Raw genomic sequence first — 17,041 nt, 5'->3', positions numbered from 1 at the left:
TAAACAAATATTATACGCTTGGTTCTTAATGTACACTGTGTATTTAAGGTATGGTCGTTATTACCACGCTTTTTAGATGATCGTTTCGTAAGCCCGCAATAAACATATTGATGATCCATTCATCAGGAACAATGAGAGCGCTATGTGGCGATTGTTTTTAGGTGCTTCAGCACTCAATGTACTGCTGGTAGCGCCCTTATGGTGGCGCTTTAGCACTATTGGCGAGCCTTTGATTGCATGGGAGGCGTGGGTCATAGTGCCGCTTATGCTAGTGTTTCCCAAAGGTATGTCCCGCCGCTTGCTGGGCGTCGCCCTGATAAGCTGGGTTGCCTTGGCAACCATTGCCAATTTGGGCAATGCCGCTACCTACATGGCCTTTGGAAGATCGCTAAACCTCTATTTAGACACCCCTTTAGTGCGCTCAATTTTTCATTTGCTCGTAGGTAATGTAGGCCAAGTCTGGGCCGTTTGCGCGATGCTTGCAGGCATCGTGTTGCTATTGGGTAGCTTTTGGGGGCTGGCTCGCCTGTTGCTAGCCAGCCCTTTACCTTTGAATAGCTTGAAAGGCGGCATTGCGCTTGGAATTGCGGTGCTGGCCGTAGTGCTGACCTTGGGCGATCTGACTGGCAAGCCTTTCATGCATCAGGCGGCACTGCCGATGATAAAAGCCACACGCTTTCAGTGGCAGCAGGTCGTCATCACCCATCAGGCGCACCTGACTTTTGCCGAGCAGCTTGAAACGGCACCGCTTCAAGCACAGGCGCTACCCGGGCTTGCAGGACGCAACGTGTTGCTGACGTTTGTGGAGTCTTACGGCGTCTCGGCACTTGATGACCCGCGCTACAGCAATGTATTGCGGCCTAAGCTTGCCACCATGGAGCGCCGCTTGAAGGAGCGAGGGCTTCACGTGGTTTCAGGACTTTTAGAGGCACCCATCCGTGGGGGGCAGTCATGGCTTGCCCATGCCACGGTATTAAGCGGCCGCTGGATCGACAATCAGCTCTGGTACCGGCTGATGTTGAGCACACAAAGCTCGACGCTGATTGATGACTTCAAGGCGACTGGGCAGCGTACGCTGAGTATCATGCCAGCGATTACCTTTGCCTGGCCGGAGGGCGAAGCCTACGGGTTTGACGATATTGTGGTAGCCAAGAATATTGAATACGCAGGTCCCGCACTCAACTGGGTGACTATGCCTGACCAGTTCACGCTTGATTACACACAGCGCCACCTGCTCGGCGACTCGCCCGTCTTTGCCCAGATGGCGCTTATTTCAAGCCACGCTCCCTGGACGCCTATCCTGCCGGTGATTGATGATTGGGAAACCATCGGCGATGGCACCATTTTCGCACCCTGGGAGCATGCCGGTGACCCGCCTGAAGTGCTTTGGCAGGATGTCGAGCGGATTCGCGATCACTACGCCTGGTCGGTCGGCTACGCTGTAGAAGTAACCGGACGCTGGGCCGAACGGGTGGTGGACGATAAAACGCTGCTGATTGTGCTGGGCGACCATCAACCAGCACCGCTGATCACCGGCAATAACGCTAGTGCCGCAGTGCCCGTGCATATTATCAGTGGCGACCCTGAGCTATTGGCGTCTTTTTACACCCATGGGTTTGTTGACGGCACCATGCCAACTCTCGCCAGCCCAGAAAAAGCCGCCCGGATGAGCCAGCTACGTCGCTGGCTTCAAGAGGAGTTTGGGGCAGAAAGTGGAACAAAAAACGGCGCAATAGCCTTGCCTACAAGGACGACTCCATGATTCAGCCGGTCATTTTATGCGGTGGTAGCGGTACACGGCTGTGGCCACTCTCGCGCGAACAGATGCCCAAGCAGTTTTTGCGGTTAACATCATCGCAAAGCCTGCTCCAACAAACGCTTGATCGCCTGAAAGGCCTAACCACTAGCTTGCCTATTATCATGGGGCATCACGCCCACCGGTTCTTAATGGCCGAGCAGCTGCGTGAAATGGGCCAGGAAGCGCGCATCGTTCTTGAGCCTGACGGGCGTAATACCGCACCGGCAATTGCCTGTGCAGCACTATTGGCAAGTGACGCCGGGGAGGACCCGCTGCTGCTGGTGCTGCCTGCCGATCACGTTATTGGCGATGTTCGCGCCTTTCAAGGCAGCGTGAATAAGGCTGTTGACCTGGCCGAGGAGGGCTATCTGGTAACGTTTGGTGTTGTGCCCACGCACCCCGAAACCGGCTATGGCTATATTGCCTGCGGGGAGGCGCTGGGTAACGGGCAAAAGCTTACGGCCTTTATTGAAAAACCGGATAGTCAGCGTGCCACCGAGCTCATCGAGCAAGGCAATACGCTGTGGAACAGCGGCATGTTCTTGCTCCGTGCGTCTACCTACCTTGGACAGCTTGAGCGCCTTCAGCCCGCCATGCTGGCGGCTTGCCAAAAAGCGGTCAGCATGGCGCAGCGTGACCTGGACTTTCTGCGCCTGGATGAACAGGCGTTTTGCGCTTGCGCGGCTGACTCCATTGATTATGCCGTGATGGAGCATTGCAGTAACGCGGCGGTCGTTTCGCTTGATGCGCAGTGGAGTGATATCGGCAGTTTCGATGCGTTGTGGGACATAGCTACACCGGATGAGGCGGGCAACGTTGCTCAAGGCGACGCGCTACTTGAATCAACCTCTGATTCGCTGGTGATTGCAGAGCATCGGCTGGTGGCCACGTTGGGCGTCAAGAATCTTATCGTAGTGGAGACGCCGGACAGCGTTCTGGTGGCCCACCGCGACAAAGCACAGCACGTAAAGCAGCTGGTCGCAACGCTTACCCAGGCCGGACGTAGCGAACCGCAGTCGGCGTCTCAGGTTCATCGTCCTTGGGGGAGTTTTCAGGCCATTGATAGCGGTGGACGGCATCAGGTAAAGCATATTACCGTCAAGCCGGGCGGTCGGCTGTCGTTGCAGCGCCATCATCACCGCGCTGAACACTGGGTGGTGGTCAGCGGTACAGCGCGGGTAACGGTCGATGAGCGCTGCTTTCTGGTGAGTGAAAACCAGTCAACCTATATCCCCGTTGGCGCGCTGCATCGTCTAGAGAACCCCGGCAAGATTCCACTTGAGCTGATTGAGGTTCAATCCGGGGCATATCTGGGGGAAGACGATATCGAACGGCTGGACGACGTGTATGCTCGCCAGAACGATGAGTAGCTCAGTAAAGCCGGAAGTCGTTGGCCTCGGGGTGACCCTGCTGCTCTTCGATCACCTTGCGGTAGCGCTTGTACTCCCATTGATACTGGGCCGGATCAAGCGCAATGGATGCTTCTACACTTGCGTTCACGCCACTGGCGGATTGCACCTCATCGGGGCTATAGACCCGCTCATCGGCATCCAGAAAATGAATCGCAAAGCCGCGGCCTGGAAGACGCAGGGCAACGCCGGTGACCACTCTTGCCTGGGTGCGGGCGACCAGCTTGGGTAAAAGCGTTGCGGTGTAGGCATTATGGCCATAAAAAGGTGCAAATACGCCGCTGCCCCAGTCGGGTTCCTGATCCGGAAGAATGCCAATAGCTTCACTGCGTTTGAGCGCCTTGAGAAGCGCCGCCACGCCGCGCGGGTTGGTCGGAACCAACTGGGCGCCCATGCGCTCGCGGCCATGGCGAATAATCGGCTCAAGAGCGGCGATCTTGGGCGGCTCGTACATGGCGGTAAACGGAAAGTGGCTTGAAAGCCAGAAATTGAGGACTTCCCAGTTGCCAAAATGCGGCGCCAGTACGATGACTCCTCGACCTTCGGCACGAGCGCTGTCCAGCTTGTCACGGCCGTGCACTTCCAGAATGCCTGCTTCAATGCGCGAAGGCTCGGCCATCCAGGCGTAGCCAAGCTCCATCATGGTGGCGGTAGAGTGGCGCAGGCTCTGCTTGGCGATTAGGCTGCGCTCGTTTTTGCCAAGCGTTGGATAGACAACCTCAAGGTTGAGGTCCGTGACCTTGCGCTCGCGCTGGCTAAACCGGTAGACCAGGGGCCCAAGGGTTGAGGCAAAACGCCAGAGCCTTGGCAGGGGCCAGCGGGAAAGCGTCCGCCAAAGCCAGGCAATTGCCTTGGCTTTAGAAAAGCGCGGGGAAGATGCCGTTGCGTGTTCGGTCATACGTTACAGTAACCAGCTGCCTACATTGCTTGGAGCGCGTTTTTCCTGCAAACCCTTGAATCCTTTGACGCAGCGGACGATAAACCAGACTGCCAGCGCCAGGAGCAGCGGAAAACCAATGAGTACCAGCGTCAATACAGAGGCAATAATGCCGTAAAGCAAGCCGATCCAGAACGTACGGATTTGATAGCGATAGTGCTCGTCCAGCCATGCAGGGCCTTTACCCTGATACATATAGGCGATAACCACCCCGATTACTGAGGTAAATCCCACCACAAAACTTGCCAGATAAAGCGCATAATTGACCATGGCAATGGTGGTGTCGGGCTCTTTTGCAGGCTCTTTTGTCGTGTACTTGGAGATAACTTCGCCTTCTATCGGCGCTTCATTACGACTGTCGTGCATATTTTCCTACCCTTCACGGATTAATCAATAAAGCGGATACCCTTTCAGCGCACTATGATACCGTGCGGGGCGTGGCTAAGCATTAGTGGCCGGGCTGAGCAGGTATCAATGATCGTGTCTATCGGGCCGGGCGGCAAATCTCCAAAAGATTGCCATCGGGGTCGCGCAAATAAACCGACTCGATCGCACCATTGGCTCCCTGGCGGGCCACCGGGCCAAGCTCGACTTCGATGCCCAGTACGTCCAGATGCTGCTTGAATTCATCCAGTGGCAGCAGGCAGCGCAGGCACAAATCGAGGCTTCCGGGTGTCGGGGTTGCGGAAATGGGTTCAATGTCCGTGTCGGTTTGGTGCAAGCGCAAGGCCGTATCGCCGAGCATCAAATCTACCCGCTGGGCATCGCGGTAGCGTACATCAAGCCCCAGAACACGTGAATAAAAGTCAACGGCGCGACCTATATCCGTCACGGTTACAACTAGATGGTCCAGACCTGTGAGCATGCCTCTTTCCTTAATCCAAAACCGAAAATCCGAGACGACGATGCAATGCTGCCCGCTATGCAATGCAACGACGGTTGTACCCTATCATCAGGATCGTCGTCGTGATTACTACCAGTGTGCCACGTGCCTACTGGTGTTTGTGCCGCCTGAGCAGCATTTAAATGCTAGTGACGAAAAAGCCGAATACGACCGGCATCAAAACTCCCCCCATGATACGGGATACCGGCACTTTTTAGGGCGTTTGTTTACGCCTTTGCTGGCCAAACTGCCCGCCGGTGCCAACGGGCTGGACTTTGGCGCAGGGCCGGGGCCAACGCTTTCATTAATGTTCGAGGAAGCAGGGCACCCCATGGCGATCTACGATGTCTTTTATGCCCCCGATACCCAAGTCTTAATGCAGACGTATGCGTTTATTACCGCAACCGAAGTGCTTGAGCATCTGGCCCAGCCAGGAAAGGTGCTTGCCCAGCTTATTGGGCAGCTCAAGCCCGGCGGCTATCTGGGGCTAATGACTAAGCGGGTAACCACGCCGGCTGCCTTTGCACGATGGCATTATATCAATGACCCTACCCATGTGTGCTTTTTCAGTGAGGCCACCTTCAAGTGGTGGGCGGAAAAACATCAGCTGATAGTGGAATTTCCTGGTAATGACACGGTTATTCTACAAAAACACTGAACAGTAGCCAGAGGAAGTGAAAAAGCATTGACTTTGTGCTATCCAAAGCAATAATTGCGCGCCTGTTTAATGCCTGCTGGTGGTGTAGGAGGCAAAATGGTTCTCAAGCAGAATGCGCTTCTTGCAACTCGTTAGGTAAGGTGAGGTTTTCATGTCGCGGCAACTACTGGCCATGGCGCTTGCGCCCCTTCTAGGTTTATTTATCCTGGGTATTGGCAACGGCTTTCTGGCTACCTTGATTACCGTGCGCCTGGACGCTGCTGGCGAGTCCGCCACGGTGATCGGTATTGTCTCGTCGGCCTATTTCATTGGCCTGGCGCTGGGGGCGATGTTCAACGACCGCCTTCTGCTGCGTATTGGGCATATTCGCGCCTACGGCAGCTTTGCCTCTTTAGTGGCCGTTACGGTGCTGCTTCAAGGACTCTTTTTCGACCCCTGGGCCTGGTTTGCGCTGCGCCTGATTGGCGGCTGGGCAACGGTCGGCGTTTATCTGGTTATCGAGAGTTGGCTGCTGACGGCGGGTGAGCAGAAGGTGCGTGGTCGTCTGCTCGCGCTGTACATGATTTCACTATATGCCGCAGGCGTCATTGGCCAACTGTTGCTCGGGGTGACCAATGCCATGGGTGTCACGGCGCCGTTTATGGTAATTGGCATGCTGGCTTCGCTCTCTGTACTTCCCATGGCGATGATTCCACGGGTGTCGCCCTTGATTGAACACGCCGAGCCGCTGCCGCCATATCGTTTGATCATGCTGACGCCTACCGGCGTGCTGGGCAGCCTGGGTTCGGGCATGGTGGTTGCCGCCGCCTATAGCCTACTGCCGCTTTACCTGCAGCGTATTGGCATGAGCGTTAACCAGGTGGGACAGATGATGGCGCTGGTGATTTTAGGCGCGATGTTGCTGCAGTACCCGATTGGCCGCTGGTCCGACCGGCATGATCGCCAGATGGTCCTTATCGGCATCAGTGGGTTTTGCGTGCTGATTTCGGCGGCCATGCTGTGGTTGCCACTTTCTATGCCCTTGCTGTCCGTTCTGCTGTTCTTGCTGGGTGGTGGCGTGTTTGCGCTTTACCCGGTAGCGGTGAGCCACGCAGCCGACCGGGCGCCAGCTGGCGCGCTGGTACGTATGAGCCAGGGGCTCTTGCTGATCAACTCGATTGGCGCAACGCTGAGCCCTTTGATGATTTCTCCGGTCATGACGGCCGTAGGCGATGCAGGACTCTTCTGGTCATTTGGCGGGCTTAGTCTGATATTTCTACTATTCTTCTCCTGGCGGCGTAGCGTTCGCCCGGCGCCTCTGCCGGTGGCACCGTTTACGGCTACAACACCCATGACTGCCGCCGGGGCGGAGCTGGTTATTACTGAAGAGTTGGTGCAAGGGGCGCTGGAACACGAGCACCTGGAAGATCTTTCCGAAGCAGTGCCCGATGTAGAAGTGGCCGAGCCGGTGGTGGGCCCGCCCGCCGAGGAGGATAACCATATTGCCTATTACGATGATGTAGAGCAGGTGAGCGTGCGTAAATAAGTCGTCAGCTTGGGTTCAAAGCCTTCGTGAGACGTTGGGCTAATGGTGTGGTTAAAGGTGAGAAACTACTATCGGACAGAACGTTTTATAACAAACGACTGTTTTATTTTCTTATCGAGGTGTTGCCATGAACCACTACGCCGCGCCGGTACGCGACTTGCGTTTTGTGCTCGAAGAGCTGCTCGGGCATCGCTCGCTCAACTTGCCTGACTTCAGCGATACCACCCCCGACGTTGTGGAGGCCGTATTGGATGAGGCGGCTAAGCTTGCAGGCGATGTCTGGGGGCCGTTGAACGCCACCGGCGACCGCCAGGGCGCAAAGCGCCAATCTGATGGCAGCGTTACCATTCCAGACGGCTTTACTGCCGCTTACCAAGCCTATGTTGACGGCGGCTGGAACGGCATCGGCGTATCCGAGGCGTTGGGTGGTCAGAACCTGCCTGAAGTTGTCGCAAGCGCGGTTCAAGAGATGCTTCACGGCGCCAACATGGCGCTGGGGCTTTGCCCTATGCTCACCGCAGGCGCTATCGAAGCGCTGGCTCATCATGGAAGTGAACAACTTCAAGCCACGTATCTCCCCAAGCTTGTGGAAGGCGCCTGGACCGGGACCATGAACCTGACCGAACCCCAGGCCGGGTCGGATCTTTCCAAAGTGCGCACCAAAGCCGTGTCGGAAGGGGATCACTACCGGATAAGCGGTCAGAAAATCTATATCACCTGGGGTGAGCACGACGCCGCTGAAAATATTATCCACCTAGTGCTGGCGCGCAAGCCCGATGCCCCCGAAGGCAATAAGGGCATTTCGCTGTTTCTGGTCCCCAAGTTTCTCGTCAATGCCGACGGCTCGCTGGGCGAGCGCAATGATGTTATCTGCGCCTCTATTGAACATAAGCTGGGTATCCACGGATCGCCTACCTGTACATTAAGTTTTGGTGAACAGGGCGGCGCGATTGGTTATCTAGTAGGGGAAGAGGGGCGCGGTCTTAATCACATGTTTACCATGATGAATGAAGCGCGCCATAAGGTGGGCATTCAAGGCATCGGCGTGGCTGAGCGGGCCTGTCAGCATGCGTTGGCCTATGCCCGCGACCGCCAGCAGGGGCGCCTGCCTGGCTCTCGTGGAGGTAAAGAGTGTTCAATCAGCGAGCATCTGGACGTGCGCCGCATGCTGCTTTCCATGCGCGCCCGTACCGATGCCCTACGCGCCTTGGCGCTTTACTGCGCCGCGCAGTTGGATATTGCCCGTCACGGCGAGGAACAGAGCGACCGTCAGGCGGCTCAAGCCTGTGTTGACGTGTTGATCCCTGTGATTAAAGGCTTCTCTACCGACCAGGCGGTGGAGATTGCATCAACGGGTGTTCAGGTGCATGGCGGCATGGGCTATATCGAGGAAACCGGCGCGGCCCAGCTTCTACGCGATGCGCGTATTGCGCCTATTTACGAGGGCACCAACGGTATTCAGGCACTGGACTTGGCGGGTCGTAAGCTGCAGCGCGACCGGGGCGAGGCATTTAGGGCCTTGTTAAGCAAGGTGGCCGCCACGGTCGAGCGCCTACATGAACAACCGGCATTGGCGCAGTTGGGTAGTGCGTTGGCCGCAGGCCTTGAAGATTTGACTATCGCTCAGCAGCAGGTGCTTGAGCAGGGCAGTGACCCTGATACAGGCCCGGACGCTGTACAGGGCTATGCAACGCCCTTTCTAACCCTGACCGGCCATGTGCTATGCGCCTGGCAAATGGGTCTGGCTGCGCTCAATGCCCAGGCAGCCATTGAGCAGGGCAGCGGTGATCCTTTCTATACCGCCAAGCTACAAAGCGCCCACTTTGCCATTACCCAATGGCTACCGGTGGGGCGTGCCCAGCGAGCGGTGATTGAAGCGGGTATTCAATGTTTAAGTGACTTTGAGGTTAGCTAACACGCTAATCACAACTGACCGCCGCCTTTAAGGCGGCGGTACTGCTTCTGGACTATATACAGCACGCAAAGCACCCTATACAACAGTGGCTATCAGCAGATTATAAAAACATGCGTTCGCCGGCTGAACATGCTCTACCGCCGATAAACGCTGCCCCCTAAAGGAGCCCTGCATGCCTTCCATCTTTGAACAACATCTTCCCGCGACACCCGCAAACCACGTGGCGCTTTCGCCGCTTACCTTTATGGAGCGCTCGGCCACCATCTACCCGGATTACCCGGCCGTGGTGCATGGTCAGATTCGCCGTAGCTGGGCCGAAACCTGGGCGCGCTGTCGTCAGCTTGCTTCGGCACTTGAACGGCGTGGGATCAAACCAGGGCAGACGGTGGCCGCGATGCTGCCCAATATTCCAGCCATGTTTGAAGCGCACTTTGGCGTACCGCTGGCGGGCTGTGTGCTTAATACGCTCAATATTCGCCTGGATGCCGAGGCGATCAGCTATATGCTGGAACACGGCGAGGCCAAGGCGATTCTTGTTGACCCTGAGTTTGCTGAGGTGATTCAGGCGGCCGTTGCCAGGCTCGAGCGTAAGCCGCTGATCATTGACGTTGCAGATAAGGAATTTCTAGAAGAAACCCAGACGATAGGCGAAATCGAGTACGAGGCCCTGCTGGCCGAGGGTGATGCTGACCATGCCTATAAACTGCCTGATGATGAGTGGCAGGCCATCTCGCTTAATTATACCTCCGGCACCACCGGCAAGCCCAAGGGGGTGGTCTATCACCATCGAGGTGCTTACCTGAATGCAGTGAGTAACGTGATGGAGTGGGCGATGCCTCACCATCCGGTCTATCTATGGACCCTGCCGATGTTTCACTGCAACGGTTGGTGCTTTCCCTGGACCATCGCAGCCAATGCTGGCGTGAACGTCTGTTTGCGCAGAGTCGACCCTAAAAAGATCATGCAGCTGATTCAGCAAGAGCGCGTTACCCACTTTAGCGGCGCGCCGATCATTCTTAATGGCCTGGTTAACCTGCCCGATGAAGATAAGCGGGAATTCGATCATCCGGTGAAAGTGACCACCGCCGGCGCAGCCCCCCCCGCATCGGTGATTGCCGGTGTGGAAACTCTGGGCATTGAAGTCACCCATGTGTATGGACTAACCGAAGTGTATGGCCCGGTGACCGTATGTGCCTGGCACGAGGCCTGGAATGAACTGCCGCTGGCGCAGCGCGCTGCTATCAAGGCACGCCAGGGCGTGCGCTACCATATGCTTGAAGCGCTATGTGTCGCTGACCCACTAACCTTGATACCCGTGCCGAAAGACGGCGGCACCATTGGTGAAGTGCTTATGCGCGGCAACACGGTGATGAAAGGCTACCTGAAGGACCCCAAAGCCACCCAGCAGGCCTTTGAAGGCGGCTGGTACCATACCGGGGATCTGGCCGTCTGGCATTCAGACGGCTATATCGAAATCAAGGATCGCTCCAAGGACATCATTATTTCCGGCGGGGAAAATATCTCGACCATTGAAGTGGAAAGCGCCATTTACGCGCACCCCGCGGTAGAGGAAGCCGCCGTGGTCGCCAAGGCGGACGAAAAGTGGGGCGAAACCCCGTGTGCTTTTGTAAAACTCAAAGTGGGCTATGGCGAAGTCACCGAAGCTGACATTATTGCCCACTGTCGCGAGCATTTAGCCAGCTACAAGGTACCCAAGACGGTCGTGTTCAGCGAGTTGCCCAAAACCTCGACGGGCAAGATACAAAAATTCGTACTGCGCGAAGAGGCCAGGCGTCATTAATCAATCAATAAGGAGAGGCGGGCATGAGTGATAGGATCGGTGTGGTAGGCGCGGGCACCATGGGCCAGGGCATTGCCCAAGTGGTGGCGGCCAGTGGGTTTGATGTACACCTGTACGATGTGGCTGAGGAGGCGTTAAGCCGGGCCAAGGCCAGTATCGAAAAGGGCCTTGGCAAACTGGTTGAAAAACAGAAGATCAGCGAAGAGGATAAACAAGCGGCACTTGAGCGCCTCTCGACAACCACTTCTCTTGAAGCGCTTGGTGGTTGTGGCGTGATTATTGAAGCGGCCCCTGAGCAGCCAGCACTCAAGGAAAAGCTGTTTCACGAGTTAAGCAGACTAAGCCCTGATGCCATTCTGGCATCCAACACCTCATCACTATCACTGACCCGCCTAGCAGCCGTATGCGAGCGCCCTGAGCGCGTTATCGGCATGCACTTTTTCAATCCGGTGCCCGTGCTTAAACTGGTAGAAGTGATCCGGGCCGAACAGACGTCCGATGCCACCGTTCAGCGTATTGAGCAGCTTGCCCAGGCGCTGGGTAAAACGGCGGTCCCTATTGGTGATTCGCCCGGGTTTGCCGTCAATCGCCTGTTGGTGCCGATGATCAATGAAGCGGCCTTTATCGTTCAGGAAGGGGCCGCCACACCGGAAGCCATTGATGAAGCCATGAAGCTAGGCGCTGCCCATCCCATGGGCCCGCTAGCGCTGGCCGATTTAATTGGCCTGGATGTTTGCCTGGCAATCATGAACGTGTTGCAGGAAGGCTTTGGCGATCCTAAATACCGGCCCTGCCCGCTGCTCAAGCGAATGGTAGATGCCGGTTATCTTGGACGCAAAACAGGACGGGGCTTTCACCGCTACGATTAAAAAAGCGCTAAAAAAAGTACTAAAAGAAGTCATTGCCTACTAACCAGGCGTTCGCTAGGGTGGGACCAGGCCCTAACGTCGCAATAACAATTAAGGAGTCAACATGAGCGAAGCAGTGATTGAAAAAAACGATAATGATGGGGTGGTGCGGCTGACCATTAACCGCCCCAAGGCGCTGAATGCCTTGAACAGCGAAGTGCTTGCTGCACTGGAAGCTCACTTGGTGGAGCTTGAAGCCCAGACCAACTTGCGTGCTGTGTTGATTACCGGTGCAGGGGAAAAATCCTTTGTGGCCGGGGCTGATATCACCGAGATGCGCAATAAGACCCCGGAAGAGGCGCGCGCCTTTGCAAGTCAGGCGCTGCGTACCATCAAACGTCTTGAAACATTGCCGGTGCCGGTGGTCGCGCTGGTGAACGGGTTTTGCCTTGGCGGCGGCTGCGAACTGGCGCTGGCCTGCGACTGGGCAGTAGCCAGCGACAACGCCGTATTCGGCCAGCCTGAAGTGCTGCTGGGCGTTATTCCCGGCTTTGGCGGCACTCAGCGCCTGCCGCGCCGCGTTGGCCCTGCCATGGCCATTGACCTGGTCACTACCGGGCGCAAGATCGACGCTCAGGAAGCGCTGCGTATTGGTCTGGTCAACCGCGTCATGCCCCAGGCCGAGCTTGAAAACTATGTGGAAGAGCTCACCAAGCAGCTTAAAGGCAACGGGCCGCAATCCGTACGTGGGGCCAAACAAGCAGTTCACGCCGGGATGGATCAGGATCTGGATAGCGCCCTTGCCCTGGAAACCGCCCTATTTGCCGTCTGCTTTGCTGGCGAAGAGCAGAAAGAAGGCATGAGCGCGTTTGTCGAGAAGCGCAAGGCCAACTTTTAAGCGCAGGTGCTAATCAAAAGAAGCGGGCTCATCGCCCGCTTCTTTTATCATTTGGCCCCTTGGCGCGTTACGGCCAAAGCTCGATAAGCACCTTGCCGGAGGTTTCAGAATCCTTGGCGATGGCAAAGGCGTTCTGAGCATCACTGGCGGGCAGCACATGGGTGATGATGTCATCAAAGCGGGGGTCGGCGGCCAGCAGTGCAATGGCTTCATCGATTTCATCATGAAAACGGAAGCAGCCACGCATCTGGATTTCCTTGGCTATCAGCGGCGCCAAGGCAAGCGGCTGTGGGGTCGCGGGCATCATGCCGATCTGGGCGATGATACCTGCACGTCGAACCGCCAGAATGGCACCGTTGATGGACGCCGGCACCCCCGTACACTCCAGCACCACATCGAAAGCTTCTTGAGGCACCTCATCCACACCTACACGGTAGGTATGCTGCACGCCGAGCGCGCGTGCCCGTGATAGCGGGCCTTTTAGCACATCAGTAATGCTCACTTCGCTAGCACCTTTGGCGAGTGCTGCCGCCGCGGCGAGTAGCCCGATGGGGCCTGCCCCGCAGACCAGAACGCGCTGTCGCTCAACGCCACCTGCCACTTTAATGCCGTGCAGGCCAACCGCCAGAGGCTCGGCCAGAGCCGCCCGCTTGAGCGGAAGGGCGGTGGGAAGCACCCGCACCATGCCGGGGTCTACATCCAGATACTCACTCATGCCGCCCTGGGTATGCGGCCAGGTGGAAGCGGAGCCCAGGTAGGCGCCTTTCGGCCATAAGTGCGGCTTGTCCTCGATACCCTGCTGGGGGGTGCCAAAGGTAGCTGGGTGCAGGGTGACTGGCGTTCCCGGCGCCAGCTTGCCGCTTGGGTCGTGCTCGACCACGCCGGCCATCTCATGGCCGGGTATCAGTGGTTCGCGCACGACAAAAGCACCGTTGGCACCTTCATGATAATAGTGAAGGTCTGAGCCACAAATCCCACCAAACGCCATGCGCAGCCTGATTTTTCCAGCTGCGAGCTCGGGGAGGGCGAGCGTTTCTTCGCGCAGGTCCTGTTTACCGTGAATGACTAATGCTTGCATAGTGCTGCTTCCTATGGGGGCGGCTGTTACACGACCGAGGTCATGCCACCGTCAACGAAAATATTCTGCCCGGAAACGAAGCTTGAGGCGTCAGAACACAGATACACCAGGGTGCCAACCAGTTCGTCGAAGTGCCCCCAGCGCTGAGCGGGCGTACGTTTCTCGACCCACTGATTGAACGCCGGGTCTTGCCAGAGTGCGCTGTTCATCTCGGTCTTGAAGTAGCCTGGAGAGATACAGTTGACCTGGATATTGAAACGCGCCAGATCCGCAGCCATGCCCTGAGTGAGCATCGCAACGCCGCCCTTGGTGGCCGAGTAGGGAGCGATGGTTTCGCGGGCCAACTTGGACTGCACCGAGCCAATGTTGACGACCTTGCCTGAGCCGCGCTCGCCCATGGCGCGGGTAATTACCTGGGAGACATAAAACAGGCTCGACAGGTTGGTGGCCACCAGCGCGTCCCAGTCGGACGGGGTGAACTCATTGAATGGCGCGCGCCGCTGAAGCCCTGCGTTGTTGACCAGAATATCCGGCACGCCACATTGGGCAATCAACGCTTCAAGCGCCTGCTGGGTGGCTTGGGCGTCGGTGACATCAAAACTTACGGCCTCAACCGTGGCGCCGGTTTCTTGCGCTATGGCGCGTGCTTCTTCCTGAACCAGAGCCAAATTGCGGCCGTGGAGAATCACTCGCGCGCCTTGGTGGGCAAGGCCTCTGGCGAGGGCATTGCCAAGCCCTCTGGATGAGCCGGTTACCAGGGCCAGGCGATCACGAATGTTGAACAGTGTCTGGGTCATCACAATCCCCTAAAACAGCATGAAAATAAGGTAGGCGAATACAAAACCCACCAAGGATTCAAGGGCCTGCTGAACCGTCCAGGTCTTGAGCGTGGTTTTAACATCCATGCCCAGCAAGCGGCCCACCAGCCAGAAGCCCGAGTCGTTGACGTGCCCGGCAAAGACAGAGCCTGCCGCAGTAGCAACGGTAATGGCGACGACCTGCATGGCGCTGAAGTCTCCACCAATCACCGCAGGCGACATGAGGCCGGCGGCCGTGACCAGGGCAACGGTGGCCGAACCCTGCGCCAAGCGCATGATGACGGCAATCACATAGGCTGCCAGAATAATCGGTAGACCCAAATCACTAAGTGAGCCGGAGAGCGCATCGCCAATGCCCGAGGCGCGCAGAACGCCGCCAAACATGCCGCCCGCACCAGTAATCAGCACCACTGAGCAGATTGGCCCCAGTGCGGAATCCAGCACCTTCTCAAGCGCATTTCCCTCCATACCCCGGCGATGACCAAGCACCAGCATGGCCACCAGTGTGGAAATAAGCAGTGCAACGGGAGTGCTACCCATAGCGCGCATCAGTTGGAACCAGCCCTGACTACTATCCACCGCGCCCACCGAGCGTAGAAAATCCAGGCCGGTGTTCATGAAAATCAGAATCAAGGGCAGCATCAGCATGAAAATGACGGTGCCCACGGCAGGTGGGTTGGTGATTTCTTCCTCTTTTACTTCACCAAACAGGCTCTTACCCAGCGGGAAGGGGTAGCGCTTGGCCACAAACTTACCCCACATATAACCGGAGACCCACCACATCGGAAAGGCAATGATCACGCCGGTGAGCATCAAAAGCCCCAGGTTGGCGTCATAAAGCTCAGAGGCAGTGACCGGGCCCGGATGAGGAGGCAGGAACACGTGCATCACCGAGAAGGCAGCGGCGGCGGGCATGGCGTACAGAAGAATGGGCCCGCCAAGGCGGCGCGCCACGGCAAAGATGATCGGCAGCATGACGATCAGGCCCGCATCGAAGAAAATCGGAAAACCCATCAGTAGCGAGGCGATACCCAAAGCAAACGGCGCGCGCTTCTCACCGAACAGGTCGATCATCTTGTCGGACAGTACTCGAGCTCCCCCAGAGTATTCAACCAACTTGCCCAGCATGGCACCCAGACCCACCAGCAGAGCAACGGCGCCGAGCGTTCCACCGAAGCTTTGAATCATGGTAGGCACGATGGCTTCAAAGGGGATGTTGGTGGCAAAGGCAGTCAATAGGCTGATCACGATCAAGGCAAGAAAAGCATGAACCTTGAATTTGATAATCAGTATCAGAAGTAGCAAGACGGCAGCGGTGGCAATGCCCAGCAGTGGGCCTGCCGACATCGTTTGCGTCCATCCATCCATGTGCGTGCTCCAGGGTAAGTGTTGTCGAACCGAGTATTAATGTTATCGGTAACATTGCGTCGTCAGCATGTTAGAACATGAAGGCAAGCGTTAAACACACGACCTTGGTTTAAGACGGAGCAGATGAGAAACCAGAATAGGCGAGCAGACAAAGGCAGCTGTCTTGTATATATACTTTGTCCAGAACGACTCTCTCTTCTTGTTAGAAGGATGTGCTCATGCCAGATCTGTATATCGCTAATAAAAACTACTCATCTTGGTCACTGCGCCCTTGGGTGTTGATGCAAGCGCTGAGCACTCCTTTTAACGAACATCTAGTGCCGTTCAAAGGTGGGGCGGGGGCCAGCCGGGAAACCTTTATGCGCTTCTCTCCTTCTGGATTGGTGCCCTGTCTGGTAGATGGCGATATTATGGTTTGGGACTCGCTCGCCATTGCCGAGCACGTTAATGCAGGGCACGTTAACTGCTGATTATCGCACCGCCTGCCACCTATCGGGCTAGGCATCAGGTAAACTGGCCAAAATTTATCTGTGGATACACCAATGGCATTAAGTGCGACACCCTATAAAGTAGACATCAATCTCACCGATCTGGATCGCGGGGTATATGAAACCCTGCGTTTTACCATTGCACGCCACCCCTCTGAGACTGAAGAGAGGATGAGTGCACGCCTGATTGCTTACGTGCTGTGGTACAGCGAATCGCTGGCCTTCGGGCGGGGGCTTTCTGATGTGGATGAGCCGGCGCTGTGGGAGAAGAGTCTGGATGGCCGAGTTCTTCACTGGATCGAGGTGGGTTTGCCCGATGCCGAACGCCTGACCTGGTGCTCACGCCGCGCCGAGCGCGTATCGCTGCTGGCTTACGGACGTATTGATGTGTGGGAAAACAAAGTATTGCCAAGCGTCATGACGCTTAAAAATGTTCATGTGGCGGCCTTGCCTCAAGAGGCTCTGTCGACGATTGCCCAAGAGCTGCCACGTGCCATTAACTGGGCGGTTATGGTAAGTGAAGGGTCGCTTTATATCACCGATGAAAATGGCCAGCATGAAATCACGCCTCAGTGGCTTTTAGGTGATCGTTAAGCTTCAAACTTTGAAGAGTTCTA

At 56.6% G+C, this 17,041-nt stretch carries 16 protein-coding genes; 10 read left to right on the top strand and 6 right to left on the bottom strand.

The genetic code is table 11. The features are described from left to right. Positions 1 to 142: 142 nt before the first annotated feature. Positions 143 to 1,762 carry an alkaline phosphatase family protein gene (locus tag ELY38_RS00915; protein WP_127059648.1) on the top strand — a complete coding sequence of 540 codons (1,620 nt, stop codon included), beginning with the start codon at positions 143 to 145 and terminating at the stop codon, positions 1,760 to 1,762. Continuing rightward, the gene (locus tag ELY38_RS00910; RefSeq protein ID WP_127059647.1) at positions 1,759 to 3,168 is read left to right on the top strand and encodes a mannose-1-phosphate guanylyltransferase/mannose-6-phosphate isomerase; all 1,410 of its coding nucleotides are present in this window, start codon (positions 1,759 to 1,761) and stop codon (positions 3,166 to 3,168) included. Before ELY38_RS00915 ends, ELY38_RS00910 begins: the two co-directional genes overlap by 4 nt. A 1-nt stretch (position 3,169) precedes the next feature. On the opposite strand, the gene ELY38_RS00905 is transcribed toward ELY38_RS00910, so the two are convergent. From ELY38_RS00905 to ELY38_RS00895, 3 genes are all read right to left on the bottom strand, one after another. After that, entirely contained in the window at positions 3,170 to 4,105 is a 936-nt protein-coding gene (locus ELY38_RS00905; RefSeq protein ID WP_127059646.1) for a lysophospholipid acyltransferase family protein, read from the bottom strand. A gap of 3 nt (positions 4,106 to 4,108) precedes the next feature. Next, positions 4,109 to 4,510: a DUF4870 family protein gene (locus ELY38_RS00900; RefSeq protein ID WP_127059645.1), complete on the bottom strand. Its 402-nt coding sequence runs from the start codon at positions 4,508 to 4,510 to the stop codon at positions 4,109 to 4,111. A gap of 118 nt (positions 4,511 to 4,628) precedes the next feature. Then, entirely contained in the window at positions 4,629 to 5,009 is a 381-nt protein-coding gene (locus ELY38_RS00895) for a VOC family protein (protein ID WP_127059644.1), read from the bottom strand. A gap of 40 nt (positions 5,010 to 5,049) precedes the next feature. Here ELY38_RS00895 and ELY38_RS00890 point away from each other — a divergent pair, with 40 nt between their 5' ends. From ELY38_RS00890 to ELY38_RS00865, 6 genes are all read left to right on the top strand, one after another. Then, positions 5,050 to 5,685 (top strand): class I SAM-dependent methyltransferase, encoded by a 636-nt coding sequence (locus tag ELY38_RS00890; protein ID WP_246009036.1) that lies wholly within the window; start codon positions 5,050 to 5,052, stop codon positions 5,683 to 5,685. 151 nt (positions 5,686 to 5,836) lie between these two features. After that, positions 5,837 to 7,210 carry an MFS transporter gene (locus ELY38_RS00885; protein WP_127059642.1) on the top strand — a complete coding sequence of 458 codons (1,374 nt, stop codon included), beginning with the start codon at positions 5,837 to 5,839 and terminating at the stop codon, positions 7,208 to 7,210. Positions 7,211 to 7,337: 127 nt separating this feature from the next. Next, positions 7,338 to 9,125, top strand: coding sequence for an acyl-CoA dehydrogenase (locus ELY38_RS00880; protein WP_127059641.1), 1,788 nt, complete (start codon positions 7,338 to 7,340; stop codon positions 9,123 to 9,125). Between the two features lie 172 nt (positions 9,126 to 9,297). Continuing rightward, positions 9,298 to 10,926: an acyl-CoA synthetase gene (locus ELY38_RS00875; protein WP_127059640.1), complete on the top strand. Its 1,629-nt coding sequence runs from the start codon at positions 9,298 to 9,300 to the stop codon at positions 10,924 to 10,926. Positions 10,927 to 10,949: 23 nt separating this feature from the next. Next, positions 10,950 to 11,795, top strand: a complete 846-nt coding sequence (locus tag ELY38_RS00870; protein WP_127059639.1) for a 3-hydroxyacyl-CoA dehydrogenase family protein — start codon at positions 10,950 to 10,952, stop codon at positions 11,793 to 11,795. Positions 11,796 to 11,898: 103 nt separating this feature from the next. Continuing rightward, entirely contained in the window at positions 11,899 to 12,672 is a 774-nt protein-coding gene (locus ELY38_RS00865; protein ID WP_127059638.1) for an enoyl-CoA hydratase-related protein, read from the top strand. A 67-nt stretch (positions 12,673 to 12,739) separates the two neighbouring features. On the opposite strand, the gene ELY38_RS00860 is transcribed toward ELY38_RS00865, so the two are convergent. The 3 genes from ELY38_RS00860 to ELY38_RS00850 are packed head-to-tail and all read right to left on the bottom strand — an operon-like array spanning position 12,740 to position 15,936. Then, positions 12,740 to 13,750 (bottom strand): L-idonate 5-dehydrogenase, encoded by a 1,011-nt coding sequence (locus ELY38_RS00860; RefSeq protein WP_127059637.1) that lies wholly within the window; start codon positions 13,748 to 13,750, stop codon positions 12,740 to 12,742. Positions 13,751 to 13,776: 26 nt separating this feature from the next. Further along, complete coding sequence (locus ELY38_RS00855; protein ID WP_127059636.1) at positions 13,777 to 14,547, bottom strand: SDR family oxidoreductase; 771 nt, start codon at positions 14,545 to 14,547, stop codon at positions 13,777 to 13,779. A gap of 9 nt (positions 14,548 to 14,556) precedes the next feature. Continuing rightward, positions 14,557 to 15,936: a GntP family permease gene (locus ELY38_RS00850; RefSeq protein ID WP_127059635.1), complete on the bottom strand. Its 1,380-nt coding sequence runs from the start codon at positions 15,934 to 15,936 to the stop codon at positions 14,557 to 14,559. A 218-nt stretch (positions 15,937 to 16,154) separates the two neighbouring features. Here ELY38_RS00850 and ELY38_RS00845 point away from each other — a divergent pair, with 218 nt between their 5' ends. After that, complete coding sequence (locus tag ELY38_RS00845; protein ID WP_127059634.1) at positions 16,155 to 16,406, top strand: glutathione S-transferase N-terminal domain-containing protein; 252 nt, start codon at positions 16,155 to 16,157, stop codon at positions 16,404 to 16,406. Positions 16,407 to 16,478: 72 nt separating this feature from the next. After that, positions 16,479 to 17,018, top strand: coding sequence for a YaeQ family protein (locus ELY38_RS00840; RefSeq protein ID WP_127059633.1), 540 nt, complete (start codon positions 16,479 to 16,481; stop codon positions 17,016 to 17,018). Positions 17,019 to 17,041 lie beyond the last annotated feature (23 nt).

This window comes from Vreelandella nanhaiensis, assembly GCF_003990185.1.
GTDB lineage: Bacteria > Pseudomonadota > Gammaproteobacteria > Pseudomonadales > Halomonadaceae > Vreelandella > Vreelandella nanhaiensis.
The sequence above is the reverse complement of the archived record's forward strand: the minus strand, read 5'-3'. Positions and strand labels throughout refer to the sequence as shown.